This window comes from Collinsella sp. UBA1693 (genome assembly GCF_002320115.1).
GTDB lineage: Bacteria > Actinomycetota > Coriobacteriia > Coriobacteriales > Coriobacteriaceae > Collinsella > Collinsella tanakaei.
Genome location: NZ_DCJT01000001.1, coordinates 56944 through 71541, shown reverse-complemented (window position 1 = coordinate 71541; position 14598 = coordinate 56944). Strand labels below are relative to the sequence as shown.

Genomic DNA, 14598 nt, shown 5'->3' with positions numbered 1-14598 from the left:
GTGACGTAGGTTATTATACGGCGGCAAGCGCTATAATCGCTCTGACAATACGCACAACTGTGCAACACGTAATTCGAGCGCCCGCCTTGCTGCGGGCCTGTCCAAGGAGTTTCGATGCAGATCACCTCTGGTCTTCCGACTGGCTTCAACCCGCATGAGTACGACATGATCGTTGTCGGCGCAGGATACGCCGGCGCCGTGTGCGCCCGCCGCCTTGCCGAGACCGTGGGGTTCCGCGTCGCCGTCCTTGAGCGCCGCGACCACATCGCGGGCAACGCGTACGATTATTACGATGAGAGCGGCATCCTCGTCCATATGTTTGGTCCGCACATCTACCACACGTACAGCGAGCGCGTTCACTCCTTCCTGTCCCGCTTCACCGAGTGGGCGGACTACCAGCACAAGGTGCTCGCTAACGTGCACGGCACCCTGATGCCCGTTCCCTTCAACCACCAGAGCCTCAAGCTTGCCTTTGGCGAGGAGCGCGGCGAGCAGCTCTACCGCAAGCTGGTGGAGACCTTTGGCGAGAACAAGAAGGTCCCCATCATGGAGCTGCGCGAGAAGAACGACCCCGACCTGCGGGAGGTCGCGGACTACGTCTACGAGAACGTCTTTTTGCACTACACCATGAAGCAGTGGGGCCAGACGCCCGACCAGATCGATCCTTCCGTCACCGGCCGCGTGCCCGTGTTTGTGGGCGATGATGACCGCTACTTCCCCCAGGCTCCCTACCAGGGCATGCCCAAGGAGGGCTACACCGAGCTGTTCGCCAACATGCTGGAGCACGACCTGATCGACGTATTCTGCGAGGTCGACGCGCGCGACCTGCTCACTATCGACGAGGGCCGCGTGCTGGTCAACGGCGAGGTCTACGGCGGCGAGGTTGTCTACACCGGTCCTTTGGACGAGCTGTTCAACCTGGACCTTGGCGCCCTGCCGTACCGCACCCTCGACATGAAGTTCGAGACCCTGGACGTGGACCAGTTTCAGCCCGTGGGCACCGTCAACTACACCGTGAGCGAGGACTACACCCGCATCACCGAGTTCAAGAACATGACGGGCCAGGTTGTCCCCGGCAAGACCACCATCATGAAGGAGTACAGCCACGCCTACGAGCCCGGTAGCGGCCAGACCCCGTATTACGCGATCATCGATCCCGACAACCGCAAGCTGTACGAGCGCTATCTTGAGCGCGTCTCCAGCGTAACCAACTTCCATCCGGTGGGTCGCCTTGCCGAGTACCGCTACTACGACATGGATGCGGTGACCAATTCCGCCCTCGAGCTTTCGGACGAAATCATTTCCTGCCATGCATAACAACCAAGACCAGCACTCCGTCGAAGCCGGGACCCACAAGGTCTTGAGCTTCGGCATCCCCAGCTACAACGCCGCCGCGGATATCGACCGCTGCGTGGAGTCCATCCTTGAGGGCAGCGATTACGCCGCCGACATCGAGATCATCATTGTCGACGACGGCTCTAAGGACGAGACCCCGCAGAAGGCCGACGAGTGGGAAGCGCGCTATCCTGGTATCATCCGCGCCGTGCACCAGGAAAACGGCGGCCACGGCATGGCCGTGCTCGCCGGCCTGCGCAACGCTACGGGTACCTACTACAAGGTGGTCGACTCGGACGACTGGCTGGATGCCTCCGCGCTCTCTACCATGCTCTCTATCTTGCGCGGCTTCGAGGAGCGCGACACCCGCGTGGACCTCTTCATCTCCAACTACGTGTACGAGAAGGTGTATGAGGGGACCCGTACCGCCATCAGCTACAAGACCGCCTTGCCGCGCAAGCGCGTTTTCTCCTGGGATGAGATCGGTCGCTTCCTGCCTAGCCAAAACCTGCTGATGCACAGCTTGTGCTACCGCCGCGACGTGCTTTTGGACGGCGACCTGCCCTTGCCCGCGCACACGTTCTACGTGGATAACATCTACGCCTACGTGCCCCTGCCGCGCTGCAAGACCATCTATTACGCGGACATCGACCTGTACCGCTACTTTATTGGTCGCGAGGGCCAGAGCGTCAACGAGGCCACCATGGTCAAGCGCTTGGACCAGCAGTTCCGCATCACCCGCATCATGATGGAGGCCTACCATCTCTACGAGGATGTTGAGAAGCCCCGTCTGCGCAACTACATGATGGGCTATTTCACCATGATGATGGCTATCTGCTCCGTGTTCTCCAAGCTTTCCGACGACCCCGCCGCGCCGCAGAACCTGAAAGATCTGTGGCACGACCTAAAGGTCTACGACGAGCGCATGTACCGCCACGCCCGCTACGGCGTGATCGGTATGGGTACCAACTTGCCGTCCAAGATGGGGGAGAAGACCACGATCGGCCTGTATCACCTGGCCGGCAAGATCTTCAAGTTCAACTAGCGCGGGCTTTGCGCGCCTAGTGCGGCTTTCACGGTCGGTGCGGTTTTGCGCGCCTGGCGCGGTTTTCGCAGCGATGACGGCATGCTGAGTTGCGAATCGACATAACGCGTTTCTTTAGGAGCGGGTGGACGATAAAGGTCCGCCCGCTCCTTTATTATGTTTCCGCGACCCAGACGGGGCTCATCAGGTGAGATGACGGGATGCGACCCGCGTGCGACGCCGAGCGCGAGCGGGTGAGCGCGCAAGCGGGCGCGGGCGGGCGCGGGCGGGCGGGCCGGCGGGATGCACACGAGCGCGGGCGGGCGGGCCGGCGGGATGCACACGAGAAGTCGCGAGAAGTCTGGCGTGTCAAAAAAGGGCTTAGTGCGGAGGTTTGGTCAAATAGTGCGTTAGTGCGGATTGGAGGGGCTCCGGCGGGCTTTCCCTATTCATCGAGCAGCTTCGTACAAACCTTCTAGCTCGTGCGATATAAAAGATATATTCATAAGGTACCCTTGCTATATCTCGTCCTTTCCGCACTAACGCATTATTTGTCACTCTCGGGACCACACTAAGCGACTATTTGACCAATCCTCCGCACTAACGCATTATTTGTCCTGCTCGGATTCCGCACTAAGCGATTATTTGACGCAGCGGGATGGGGCGTGCGTGCGCAGGAGGGATGAGCGCTTGACGGGACGGGGTGGAAGCGTGGGATAGTTTTGTCCCCGCAGTAGAAATAGCGCGCGCGAAGCCGTGTGCCAACGATATCATGCCAGTTGGGTGCTTTGTCCAAATAAAGCGAAATGCTGCGATGTACGGGAACGTATAGTCATCTACCAGCACGAACAAGATTTTGGCAATACTTTTGGAAGATGAGGTTTCACTTTCTATTTTTGACGTCCATCTCGGTCGGTGCAAGGCGTAGCGTATGAGACATGGATATTTGCATTTGTGATGTAACGGAACTTGAGTGCCTGCGTGCGGCGACCGCGCCCGGCGGCCCTGGGATCAACCAAACAGGGGGATCGCAGCTCCTGGCTCCTGGCGCCACTTCGGTGGGGCCGGCGTGCCGGTCTCGCGTCAAGGCACTTGGGTCGAAGTCCAAGACATTGCATGTGGCGGTGCCTAGCGCCAAAGATCGCTTGACGCTCTCCGACGTCGCTTGCCATGCCTTGGGGAAGGCGACAACGCCCGAGAGCTACATAGACTTTGGAGGAGGAATCATAGGTCTCTCAATCGAGCACTTCTACGTCTCGATATGCTGCAGGCTCAGCTTTGCGCAGCGCATGCTGCTGGCCTACGAGCTTTGCGGTTACTACACCATCGTCCCAAATCCCGATTATGACGAGGAGGCGAAGTCGGGGGAGAAGGCGTATAAGGCAAAAGCAGTCACGCGCGCACCGCTTGCGACCGTGGAGAGGCTTAGGACATTTGCTAAGAACAACCCCCAAATCCGTGGGTCGAAGCTGGCGCTCAAGGCGTTGAAATACGCAGCAGATTCCGCGCGGTCGCCCGAAGAGGCGCGTCTTGCGATCGTGATGCTGCTGCCGCACAGTATGGGGGGGTTATGGCCGTGGACCGCTCGTGATGGATTATCGCGTTGACGCTGAGGAGACGCTCAAAAAGTGCGACATCTTCTTGCTGATAGGCAGGATAGATATCGAGTATCAAAGCGATCTGTATCATGCGTCTCGCGTGGCTTTGCGAAGTGACTCCAAACGCGCCAACGCGCTGTCGGCACTGGGTATACCGGTGGTCACCGTTACTTCCGAAGAGCTGCGCGACCCAGAGCTTTTTCACACCGTTATGGAACACGTGGGAAAGCTGCAAAATCGCAGGCTGCGTATTAGGACGAGCGGCTTTACCGAGAAGCGCAAGGCGCTGTGGGATGCGCTGTTTGACTAGATGGTGATGACCCCGCAAGCGAGCAATGCCACCGCCGTGATCGCGACGACGATGATAAACGCTGCGAGCGCCTTCTCTTTACGCGTCATCACGGGAGAGCTTCCGCGTTCTTTCCGCGCGCGCACGTAGAAGAAGATGCCGGGTACATATGCGATGCAGCACAGCATAAGTAGCTCGACGCCTGCCAAAAGCACGGCGACGGTGAGGAACGCGCAAGCAAACGCTGCGAGCACAAGCCCGCCCATCTGCCCGTCATGGCGGCGCGGCCATGCCCATTTGACCATGTACGCGGCGGCAAGCGTCCAAGAGATCACAATCGATGCGGTGCAAAGCGAGTACGCGAATTGATACGCGGCGTCGGAAAACAGCATCACGATGGTGAGGATCTGGATCATCACGCCCGTGGCGAGCAGGCACGTGCTGGGCGCGCTGTAGCTGTTGAGCTGATCAAATACACGCGGAAGCAGCTCCATGCGCGCCATGCCGTGCATGGCCTCGGACGCCAAGATGGTGTAGGAGAGCCATGCGCCAAAAATCGAGATGATGAGACCGGCAGAGATGAACGCTCCGCCCCATGGACCCACAGCGTGCTCGAAGATGTAGGGCATCGAAGGCGAACCCAGCGCCATGAGCTCCTCGCGCGGAAGGTACCCGTAGGGCAGGACGGATGCGGCGACGTAGATGACCACCAGCGCGGTGCATCCCAGAATGGTCGCTCGGGATACGTCGGACTTGCGTTGTGCGCGATGGCCCAGTACGGAGGCGCCCTCCATACCAACAAAGACCCACATCATAACCATGAAGCAATTGATGATCTGGGTGACAATCGATCCCGGCGCGCCGTCCCCACCCATACCGCCCGCCGCGTTGTTTGCCAGGTTGCCCCAGAAGTCGACGGTGAAGACGTTGAAGTCGAAGACCATGATCATGACGACGATAAAGGCGAAGATGGGCACCAGCTTGCATACCATGACGATGGCGTTGAGCGCAGAGGCCTCCTCCACGCCGCGGTTTACCAGCGCGATGATAGCCCAGTTGAGAACGGAGATGAACGCGACGGCGCCCACGGTGAGCCCCTGGGAGAACGGTGGGAAGAAGTAGCCTATAGCGGTGGTGAGCATAACGCCAAAGGCGACGTTGCCAATCCAAATGGAAAGCCAGTAGCCCCAGCCCGAGACAAAGCCCACAAAGGGTCCAAAGCCCTTGTCCGCATACGCAACGATACCGTTGAGGTGCGGTTGGACGATAGAGAGGCGTCCAAACGTGTTGGCGAGCGCCATAAAGCCGATACCCGTTACGAGCCAGGCCAGCAGCGCGGGCCCGGGGGCCGCCGCGGCGGAAATGTCCGTTGAGAGCGCGAACACGCCTGAGCCGATGGATGAGCTGATGACCAGGGCGATAAGTCCTACCAGGCTGATGCCTTTCTTGCGGGGTGGGGTTGGTGCGGTCTGGCTCATGGTGTTGGGTTTCCTTTGTTGATGCGTGAAAAGGCCCCGCTACCCAAGGGCGACGGGGCCAAACGGTTGCATGATATAAGGATAACCCTACTGCGCGATGTCTTTCGCCGAGGGCAGGCCGCCCAATCCGTCAGCGGTCGCGCATCCGCTGCAAATCGCCGCTTCCAGGGCGCGGGTGGCGACCAGGCCGATGAGGTCCAGCGGAAGATCCGGTACGGACTCGCTGCAAGAGGCCATAACGTAGATGGTGTCTCCATCGTTGGTGGTGTGCGTGGGGCGAATGGTGTGCGCGTAGGCGTCTGCCGCCATCTGCGCCACCTTGGTTGCCTGCGCCTTGGAGAGCGAAGCGTTGGTGATGATGCAGGAGATGGTGGTGTTGGTGCGGTCGAGCGGCATCTTCATATCTGCCGCGGCTTCAAGGGCGGCCTCTTCCATATCGATGATTTGGGTGCCGTCCGGCGTGGCGCGTGCTCCGGCGATGGGCTTGAGGGTTTCCGGGTCAACAACGTTCCCGCATGCGTTCACCGCGGAGATGGCGCCTACCTTGAGCTGGCCTAGCTGGAATGCGCGGGCGCCCAAGCCGCCTTTCATGGCGTGGTCGGGTCCCAGCAGCTTGCCCACGGTGGCGCCGCATCCCGCACCCACGTTGCCCTCCGGTACCGGGCTGCCGGGGGCGCAGTTATCAAGCGCGCAGGCAACGGAGAGGATGCCCGCCTCTATGTCCGGGCGGGTGAAGGGATCTGCGAACGCGAGGTCGAACAGGCAACTCGAGCAGACGATGGGAACCATGGTGGGGCCCACGGGCAGGCCGATGCCGCGACGCTCGAGCTCCCGTGCCGCGCCTGAGGCGGCCTCGAGGCCAAAGGCGGAACCGCCGGAGAGCATCACGGCATGGATCTTATCGACCGTGTTCTCGGGCTTCAGCAGGTCCGTCTCGCGCGATGCGGGCGCCGCGCCGCGGACGTCTACGCCGGCGGTAGCGCCTTGCGGCGCCACGACCGCCGTACAGCCCGTTCCCGCCTGGAGGTTGGTCCAGTGACCGATGGCAAAGCCCTCGATGTCGTTGATGTTGATAGGTTCGAGTTGGTTCGACATTGCTGCTCCCTTTTCTAGAATAACGGCCTAGTCCTGCTGCATGTCGCGTATGGTCCGTGCGACGCGCGCGATGGGAAGACCCACCACGTTGTAGAAGTCGCCGTCGATCTTCTCGACCAGCATGCGGCCCCCTTTGCCCTGGATGCCGTATGCACCGGCCTTGTCTAGCGGCTCGCCGGATTGCGCGTACTCATCGATGGTATCCTCGTCCAAAGTGTAGAAGGTAACGTCTGTGACTTCGACGAAGTTTTGCAGCACGGGCTCTGCCGTGTCGCCTGCGGCGTTAGCGCGGGCTACGCAGGCGCCCGTTGCGACCTGGTGGGTTCGGCCGGACAGCAGGCGGAGCATGCGCTTGGCGTCCTGCGCGTCCGCGGGCTTGCCGAGGATAACGCCGTCTATGGTGACGATGGTGTCGGCGGCGACCACGATCTCGCCGGCGTGCGCGTGCTCGCTCGCGACGCAGAGGGCCTTGTCTTTGGCGAGCCTGCCTACAAGGTCCAGGGGTTGCTCGCCCTCATGCGGCGTCTCGTCTATGTCCGCGGGGATGACGCGGCACGTAAAGCCCGCCTCGTCCATAAGCTCTATACGACGGGGGGATTGGGAGGCGAGGATCATGCTTGGGTACTCCTAACGTGGAAAGGCCCCATCTTGCGGCGTACAAGACGGGGCCGTGAATGCAGGGCTGCTCGCTTTAGAGCTGGATGCCTTCGCACACCTTCTCGAGAGCGCGCTCGCCGGCGATGTCTTCCAGCACGGTGAGGGCGAAGGGCAGCGCCTGGCCCATGGCGCTGGCGGTGATGATGTTGCCATCTTTGACAACGGTCTTCTCGCCCGCAAAGGTGCCGGCGGGGAAGTCGATGTCAAAGCCGGGGAAGCAGGTGGCGCGGCGGCCCTCAAGCAGGCCGAGCTCGGCCAAGATCGAGGGGGCGGCGCAGATGGCGGCGACGTGCTTGGTGGCGGCGAACTCGCGGACCACGTCGCAGACGCGCTCGTCGCGGCGCAGATGGGTGGTGCCGGGCATGCCGCCGGGTAGGACCACGTAATCGTACACATCGAAATCGACGTCGCTAAAGACCTCGTCGCAGGTGATGCTGACCTGCTGCGCGCTGATGACGTCGCGCGTGTCGTTTATGGAAACAAGCGAGGCGCGCACGCCGCCCCTTCGCAGGATATCGAGGATGGTGAGGCATTCGATGGTTTCAAATCCATCGGCAACGAGGATGGCGACGGCAGCCATGGCGTTTCCTTTCGGTTGGGCGATGCGCAAGGGGAATAATCTGTCTTCGCGCTTATACCCCGAATATCGCAAGCAAACGCATTTGCAGCCGGCGATTTATCCAAGTTTCGCCGCAAGGGGCCGTTACCGCCGGACCAGATGGACCACCGTCTCGCAATGGAAGGTCTGGGGGAAGAGGTCGACCGGCGTGGCGGATACAGGGACGAAGGTGCCCTGATCGCAGAACCTGCGAAGGTCGCGCGCCAGGGTCGCGGGGTCGCAGGAGACGTATGCCACGGCGCGGGCGGGCGTGGAGGCGATGAGGTCGATCGCCTCGGGGGCGAGGCCCGCGCGCGGAGGGTCGACCACCAAAAGGTCGGCTTCCTCGTCCGGAAACTCGCGAACGGCGTCGCCGCCTATTACGTCGACGTTGTCCAAATGGGCGATCTCGAGGTTGCGCCGCAGGTCGCGAACGGCCGGGCCATAGGATTCAACGGCGGCTACGTATTCGCAGCGGCGGGCGAGCGGCAGGGTGAAGGTGCCGGCCCCGCAGTAGAGGTCGACGGCGACCTCGTCCTCTTGGGGCTGCAGGGCATCCATCACCAGCTCGATGAGGATTTCTGCAGAGGCGGTGTTGACCTGGAAGAACGATGGCGCGGAAAGGCGCATCTGCTCTTGGGCTATCGACTCGGTCCAAGAGCCTTCGCCCAAAAGCGCCTCGACCCCCGCCACTTTACGGGCACGGCGGTCTCCCTTGGACATGACGCGCACAACGCTGGAAGGCTTGAGCGAATCGCTCAGGACGCGAGAAACCTGCGCGCGCGGAAACGCCCCCGTGGGCGTCCAGAGCGCGATTTCCAGGGCGCGGGTGCGGCGGGAGGCGCGGATTCCGACGCGTTCGATCTCGAGGTCGCGCGAGTTGCCCAGGTAGCTAAGGGCGCCGATCACGCCCTTGAGCGCCTTGGGGTACTTCTTTTCGAACAGGGGGCATTTGTCAACGCGGATGACCTGCTGCGGGTCGCGCCCGTGCATGCCCAAAGAGAACTTTCCGTTTTGGTGGATGGGGGCGAGCTCGACCTTGTTGCGGTAACCCCACTCGTCCTTGGCAAAGCGGATGGGTTTGACCAGATTATCGATTTCTTCTGGGGTAAAGCGGCCGATCCTGCCAAGCGTGGAGCGCAGGTTCTCCTCTTTAGCAGCGAGCTGGGCTTCGCGCGACATGGAACCCCAGGGGCAGCCTCCGCAGACGCCCACGAAGGGGCAGGGGGCCTGGCGGCGCGAGGGAGAGGGTTCGAGCAGCTCTTCGACGACGGCGCGGGAGAAGGAGGCCCCGTCCTCAACCACGCGAGCCTCCACCACGTCGCCGATGACGCCGCCGGAAACAAAGACCGCCTTGCCTTGGGGGTCCCTTGCGAGTCCGTCCGGTCCGTAGGTCATGGCGGTGATGGTGAGCTGCATAGCTTGCCTTTCTGTTGGGCGAATCGCCGCGCGCGCGGCGGTTATATGGTGCGGTTTGTTGTTGATAGCGTATCAGAACCAGCCGACCTCCCGTGGTGCGCGCGGCCGTCCACGCGATATCTGCGGAGCGTTTCGGGATGCCCGCCGGTTTGGGCGCCCGCCGGCTTAGGTGTCCGCCGGGGGCTGTCGCGACCTTACGGTGGAAGGCGGGCTGTGCCAAATAATGGCTTAGTGCGGAGGTTGGGACAAATAGTCGCTTAGTGCGGACCCGAGAGTGACAAATAATGCGTTAGTGCGGAAAGGGCGAGGTATAGTATGGGTACCTTATGAATAGGGTATTCTCATCACCCGAGCTAGATGGCTCGGGCGATGGCGCTCGATGCATACAGAAGTCGCGCCGGTCCGCCTCCAGTCCGCACTAACGCACTATTTGACCAAACCTCCGCACTAACGCGTTTTTTGACACACCGGACTTCACGCACTAAGGCGTTATTTGGCACATAGCTGCCATGTGGGTGCTGAAGGGGAGCCCGGGATAACGCGGCGCCGCGCGCGAGGTGCTCCCAGCCTCGAATCTCTGAGCGATGGCTTGTTCTGACTTTTCTGGTGCCGCTAGTCTTTCGAGCGCCGATCTACATACATACAAGGAGCCCTCCCTTCCCACCATATTGCGGGAAAGGAGGGCGGTTAACGCTTCGAGCTGCTATTTATGAGCGTCGCTGAAGCGGGCGGCGCGATTCGCGATCGGGCGCGATTAAGCGCGCGGGTCCTTGCCAAAAAGCGCTTTGAATCCCATGCCGAACAGGGCGAGCGCGGTGCCAACTCGGCCGCGCTTGCGCGGGACGAGCGCCGTTTGCGGCCTGGACTGGGTCGCAGCTGTGTTCGCAACGGGCTCGGCGGGCTCGGAGACCGGTTCGGGCTCGATGATGGTGGCCGCAACGGGCTCGGCGACGGGCTTGGGCGCGGGGGTGGCCGGCGCGGCGGGCGCTGCGGATTCGGCTTGCGGCGCGACTTCGGGTGCAGCGGGCGCTGCTATCGTGGGCGCGACGTCCTCGACCGCCTCCTCCTGCGAGGGGACCGTCCTGAACGCGGCGGCGACCTTCTTCTCGATCTTGGGCTGGTTGGCCGCGCAGCGCTGCTTTGCCGCCTTTCGCTGGATCTCCTCTGCGTTCTCGGCATCCTTATAGGCCTGGGCAAGCAGGAACTCCTGAGAGTTGAAAGGCACCTCGCCCGGAGTCTTGGCGATGCTGGCCCAGGTGCCGGACGGGGTGAGGCGACGAGCTTTGACGTTATCTGCCAGCTGGGCGTCCATGTAACCGCGGACGGCCGCGCGAACGTCCGCGTCCAGCAGCGGGTAGGCGATCTCGACGCGGTGCTCGGTGTTTCTGGTCATCATGTCGGCGGACGAGAGGTAGATGGTGTCCGCGTCCTCGCCAAACGCGTATACGCGCGCGTGCTCCAGGAACCTGCCGACAATCGAGCGGATCTGCACGTTTTCAGTTTTCTCGGGCACTCCCGGCAGCAGGCAGGAAATGCCGCGGATGATCATCTCCACGTGTACGCCGGCACGGCTCGCCTCGGAGATTTTGTCGATGACCTCGCGGTCCGTGAGCGAGTTGAGCTTGAAGAAGACGCGCGCGGGCTCGCCTGCGCGAGCGCGCTCGATCTCTCGATTGAGGCCGGTCATGATAAGGGGCTTGAGGCCCGCGGGCGCTACGCCCAGGTAGCGGTAGTCGCCGTTGAGGTTGCCCAGCGAAAGGTTCTGGAAGAACAGGTTGGCGTCCTCGCCGATGCCGGGGTGCGCGGTCATGAGCATAAAGTCCGAGTAAAGCTTGGCGGTCTTCTCGTTGAAGTTGCCGGTACCCAGCAGCGTGATGCGCTCGATGGCCATGCCGCGGCGGTACGTGAGCTGGCAAATCTTAGAGTGGCACTTAAAGCCCTCGGAGCCGTAGATGACGGTGCATCCGGCCTCTTCCAAACGCTCCGCCCATTCGATGTTGTTTGCCTCGTCAAAGCGGGCGCGAAGCTCCATCAAGACGGTGACTTCCTTGCCGTTCTCGACGGCAGAGATCAGCGATTCGCACAGGCGGGACTGCTTGGCCACGCGGTAGAGCGTGATGCGGATGGAGATGCATTCGTCGTCGTTGGCGGCCTGATGCACCAGGTCGAGGAACGGCGTCATAGACTCGTACGGATAGAACAGCAGCTTATCGCCCTCGAGCACCTGGTCGCGCAGCGGGCGGTTGGGGTCTATTGCGGGATCGAGCTGCGGGACGAAGGGCGTGAACAAGAGCTCGGCGCGCTCCGCCTGCGGGATATGCGATTCCAGGCCAAAGACAAAGCCAAGGTCAAGGGGGTAGTTGACGGGCAATACGGCCTTATTGGGAAGCTCGAGCGCGTGGCGGATGAGCTTCAGCGACGCCTTGTCGAGCTCGCCGTTGACGGTGAGGCACACCGGCTGAAGGCGCAGGCGCTTTTTGAGGATGCGCTTCATGTGCTGGCGATAGTCCTCGTCCTCTTCTACGCCTTCGCCGTCCGGGTCGATGTCCGCGTTGCGGATGACGCGTATCACGGCGCCGTCCTGCGGCAGATAGGAGCCAAAGCAGCCGTCCAGGCACGCCATGACCACGTCCTCGAGCAGGATATAGCGATAGGTATCGCTTGGGGCCTGCGAGGGAATCTGCAGTATGCGGGGGAGGGAAGAGGGAATCTCGATGAGGCCCATCAGCCCTTCCTCGTCCATGCCCTCAAGGGAGCTGACTATGTAGAGCGCGCCGTTCCTAAGGTTGGGGAACGGGTGGCGCGGGTCGACCACCAGCGGGGAGATGATGGGGGAGACGTATGAGCGGAAGAACGCCTCCACAAAGGTGCGGTCCTCGCCTTCGAGGGCATTCGGTGCGATTCGGACGATGCCGTGCTGCGCAAGTTGGGACTCGATTGCACCGAACGCGGTGCTGACGCGGTCGAGCAGGGGCGGCAGCGCGGCGAAGATGCGGTCGATCTGCTGGGCAGGGGTGAGGTTGCTTTTATTGTCGACGGGCTGGTGCTTGAGCGTGGCGAGGTCTGACAGGCCGCCGACGCGCACCATGAAGAACTCGTCCAGATTGCTTTCGAAAATGGAGACGAATTTGAGTCGCTCGAACAGCGGGACGGTGGTGTCGAACGCCTCATCGAGCACGCGATTGTCGAACTGGAGCCAGGAAAGCTCCCTGTTCTGCGTATAGGAGAAGTCGTGGCGGTCCGCCGCGGAGATCCCCTTGCCGTTCTTGCCGGTTTTCTTTGTGCCCTTCTGCGCCATGTGTGAAGCTCCTCATCCAAGTTGGTGTGAGATACCGTCAATTATCCATCCTTATATATAATGCGTCAGTCATCTCGGTTGGCCTGCAACTTCCAAACCTTAATGAAGCCCTTACGAATGTGGGGCGACGGACTTCTCCAGCCGAGCGGTATCCTTAGACCCGCCAACGGTTACGAAGCAAATATTTATGTATAAAAATATCTTCTATATGTATATGCCTAAAGACGATGAAAAGCGTGGCGATTCAAAGCCGATATTCATAAAGAAGTGATACATATTCAAAAAATATGACTATCAATTCCAGACTGAAAAATACTTCTTTCTTTAGGTAATACGGTTTTCGCACGTAATACGCTTTAATTTGTGAAAGTAGCTATCTGGTAATACGTTGGAAATATACCGTTCCCAACCACTTTGATACCGCTGGCGGGTGACGGTGACAAAGCTTGCCAAATTGGATATAAATCTAGTTGTCCAAGCGGAACCCCCTCATGTGGGGGGAAACGTGATCAAGGAGTCGCGTCCGCGATTCCTAGGAAGAAAGGTAGGAGGCACAATGACGAAAGGTCTGCACGTCCCCAGTGAGATTGGCGCCCTTAAGAAGGTCTGCCTGCACAGGCCCGGCGAGGAGCTCCTGAACCTGCCGCCCTTCGAGCTCGAGCGTCTGTTGTTCGACGACGTTCCCTTCCTCGAGGTCGCTCAGGAGGAGCACGACACTTTTGCTCAGATTCTGAGGGATCAGGGCGTCGAGGTTCTCTATCTTGAGAAGCTGGTCGCCGAGGTGTTCGACACCGTGCCCGAGGCCCGCGAGGAGTTCCTCGACCAGTACATCGCTGAGGCTGGCATCAAGGGCCAGGAGATGCCCAAGGTTGTTCGCGAGAAGCTGAACTCCATCACCGATAACCTGGAGTTTGTCCAGAAGACCATGGCTGGTCTCACCAAGGCTGAGATCGATATGCCGCTTCACGCCTCCACCACCCTGGACTCCCTGGTCAACACCGACTCCGAGTCCGACCTCATCATCGACCCCATGCCCAACCTGTACTTCACCCGTGACCCGTTCGCGGTGGTTGGCAACGGCGTTTGCTTGAACCGCATGTACTCCGTCACCCGCAACCGCGAGACCCTGTACGGCAAGTACATCTTCAAGTATCACCCGGATTACAAGGACGTCTCCCTGTACTTCCGTCGCGATGCCGCGTTCCACACCGAGGGCGGCGACGTGCTCAACATCAACGAGCACACCCTGGCCGTGGGCATCTCCCAGCGCACCCAGGCTGCCGCCATCGACGTCATGGCCCAGAACATCTTCTGGAACAGCGATTCCAAGGTCGACCGCATCCTCGCCTTCGACATCCCCAACAACCGCGCCATGATGCACCTCGACACCGTCTTCACCCAGATCGATGTCGATAAGTTCACCATTCACCCGGCCATCATGGGCACCCTGAAGGTGTACGAGCTCACCCCCGGCGCCACCCCCGGTGACGTCAAGATCAAGGAGATCTCCGACACTCTCGAGCACATCCTCGAGGACGCTACCGGCGTCGACCAGATCAAGCTCATCCCCTGCGGCGGCGGCGATCCCATCGCGGCTGCGCGCGAGCAGTGGAACGACGGCTCCAACACGCTGGCCGTCGCCCCCGGCAAGATCTGCGTCTATGCTCGCAACACCGTCACCAACGACGTGCTCTACAAGGAGGGCCTGGACCTTCTGGTTGTTCCCTCCGCTGAGCTCTCCCGCGGCCGTGGCGGCCCGCGCTGCATGAGCATGCCCTTCTGGCGTGAGGACCTCTAAGTTCTGATC

At 61.1% G+C, this 14598-nt stretch carries 11 protein-coding genes; 5 read left to right on the top strand and 6 right to left on the bottom strand.

The features are described from left to right. Positions 1 to 114: 114 nt before the first annotated feature. The 4 genes from glf (at position 115) to B3H65_RS00320 (ending at position 4267) form a co-directional block, all read left to right on the top strand. Positions 115 to 1317, top strand: coding sequence for a UDP-galactopyranose mutase (gene glf / locus B3H65_RS00335; protein WP_286683680.1), 1203 nt, complete (start codon positions 115 to 117; stop codon positions 1315 to 1317). Beyond that, positions 1310 to 2380, top strand: coding sequence for a glycosyltransferase family 2 protein (locus B3H65_RS00330; protein ID WP_117679779.1), 1071 nt, complete (start codon positions 1310 to 1312; stop codon positions 2378 to 2380). Before glf ends, B3H65_RS00330 begins: the two co-directional genes overlap by 8 nt. A gap of 917 nt (positions 2381 to 3297) precedes the next feature. Next, on the top strand, positions 3298 to 3966 hold the full coding sequence (locus tag B3H65_RS00325) for a hypothetical protein (RefSeq protein ID WP_286683679.1): 669 nt from the start codon (positions 3298 to 3300) through the stop codon (positions 3964 to 3966). Next, a complete protein-coding gene (locus B3H65_RS00320; RefSeq protein ID WP_286683678.1) occupies positions 3950 to 4267 on the top strand; it encodes a hypothetical protein in 318 nt (105 codons plus the stop codon). Before B3H65_RS00325 ends, B3H65_RS00320 begins: the two co-directional genes overlap by 17 nt. Here the strand turns inward: B3H65_RS00320 and B3H65_RS00315 are convergent. The 6 genes from B3H65_RS00315 to ppk1 all read right to left on the bottom strand — a co-directional run bounded on the left by B3H65_RS00315 (position 4264) and on the right by ppk1 (position 12791). Further along, positions 4264 to 5724: a basic amino acid/polyamine antiporter gene (locus B3H65_RS00315; protein WP_286683677.1), complete on the bottom strand. Its 1461-nt coding sequence runs from the start codon at positions 5722 to 5724 to the stop codon at positions 4264 to 4266. The two genes, B3H65_RS00320 and B3H65_RS00315, sit on opposite strands and share 4 nt — an antisense overlap. A gap of 87 nt (positions 5725 to 5811) precedes the next feature. Then, positions 5812 to 6819 carry a P1 family peptidase gene (locus tag B3H65_RS00310; protein ID WP_286683676.1) on the bottom strand — a complete coding sequence of 336 codons (1008 nt, stop codon included), beginning with the start codon at positions 6817 to 6819 and terminating at the stop codon, positions 5812 to 5814. Between the two features lie 27 nt (positions 6820 to 6846). Further along, the gene (locus B3H65_RS00305; RefSeq protein WP_286683675.1) at positions 6847 to 7434 is read right to left on the bottom strand and encodes a Maf family protein; all 588 of its coding nucleotides are present in this window, start codon (positions 7432 to 7434) and stop codon (positions 6847 to 6849) included. 76 nt (positions 7435 to 7510) lie between these two features. After that, positions 7511 to 8056 carry a DJ-1 family glyoxalase III gene (locus B3H65_RS00300; protein ID WP_009140645.1) on the bottom strand — a complete coding sequence of 182 codons (546 nt, stop codon included), beginning with the start codon at positions 8054 to 8056 and terminating at the stop codon, positions 7511 to 7513. Between the two features lie 123 nt (positions 8057 to 8179). Continuing rightward, positions 8180 to 9517 carry a 23S rRNA (uracil(1939)-C(5))-methyltransferase RlmD gene (rlmD, locus tag B3H65_RS00295; RefSeq protein ID WP_349675974.1) on the bottom strand — a complete coding sequence of 446 codons (1338 nt, stop codon included), beginning with the start codon at positions 9515 to 9517 and terminating at the stop codon, positions 8180 to 8182. Between the two features lie 730 nt (positions 9518 to 10247). Continuing rightward, the gene (ppk1, locus tag B3H65_RS00290; RefSeq protein WP_286683673.1) at positions 10248 to 12791 is read right to left on the bottom strand and encodes a polyphosphate kinase 1; all 2544 of its coding nucleotides are present in this window, start codon (positions 12789 to 12791) and stop codon (positions 10248 to 10250) included. 556 nt (positions 12792 to 13347) lie between these two features. Between ppk1 and arcA the strand changes: the two genes are divergently transcribed. After that, positions 13348 to 14589, top strand: coding sequence for an arginine deiminase (arcA, locus tag B3H65_RS00285; RefSeq protein WP_286683672.1), 1242 nt, complete (start codon positions 13348 to 13350; stop codon positions 14587 to 14589). The last annotated feature ends 9 nt before the right edge of the window (positions 14590 to 14598 follow it).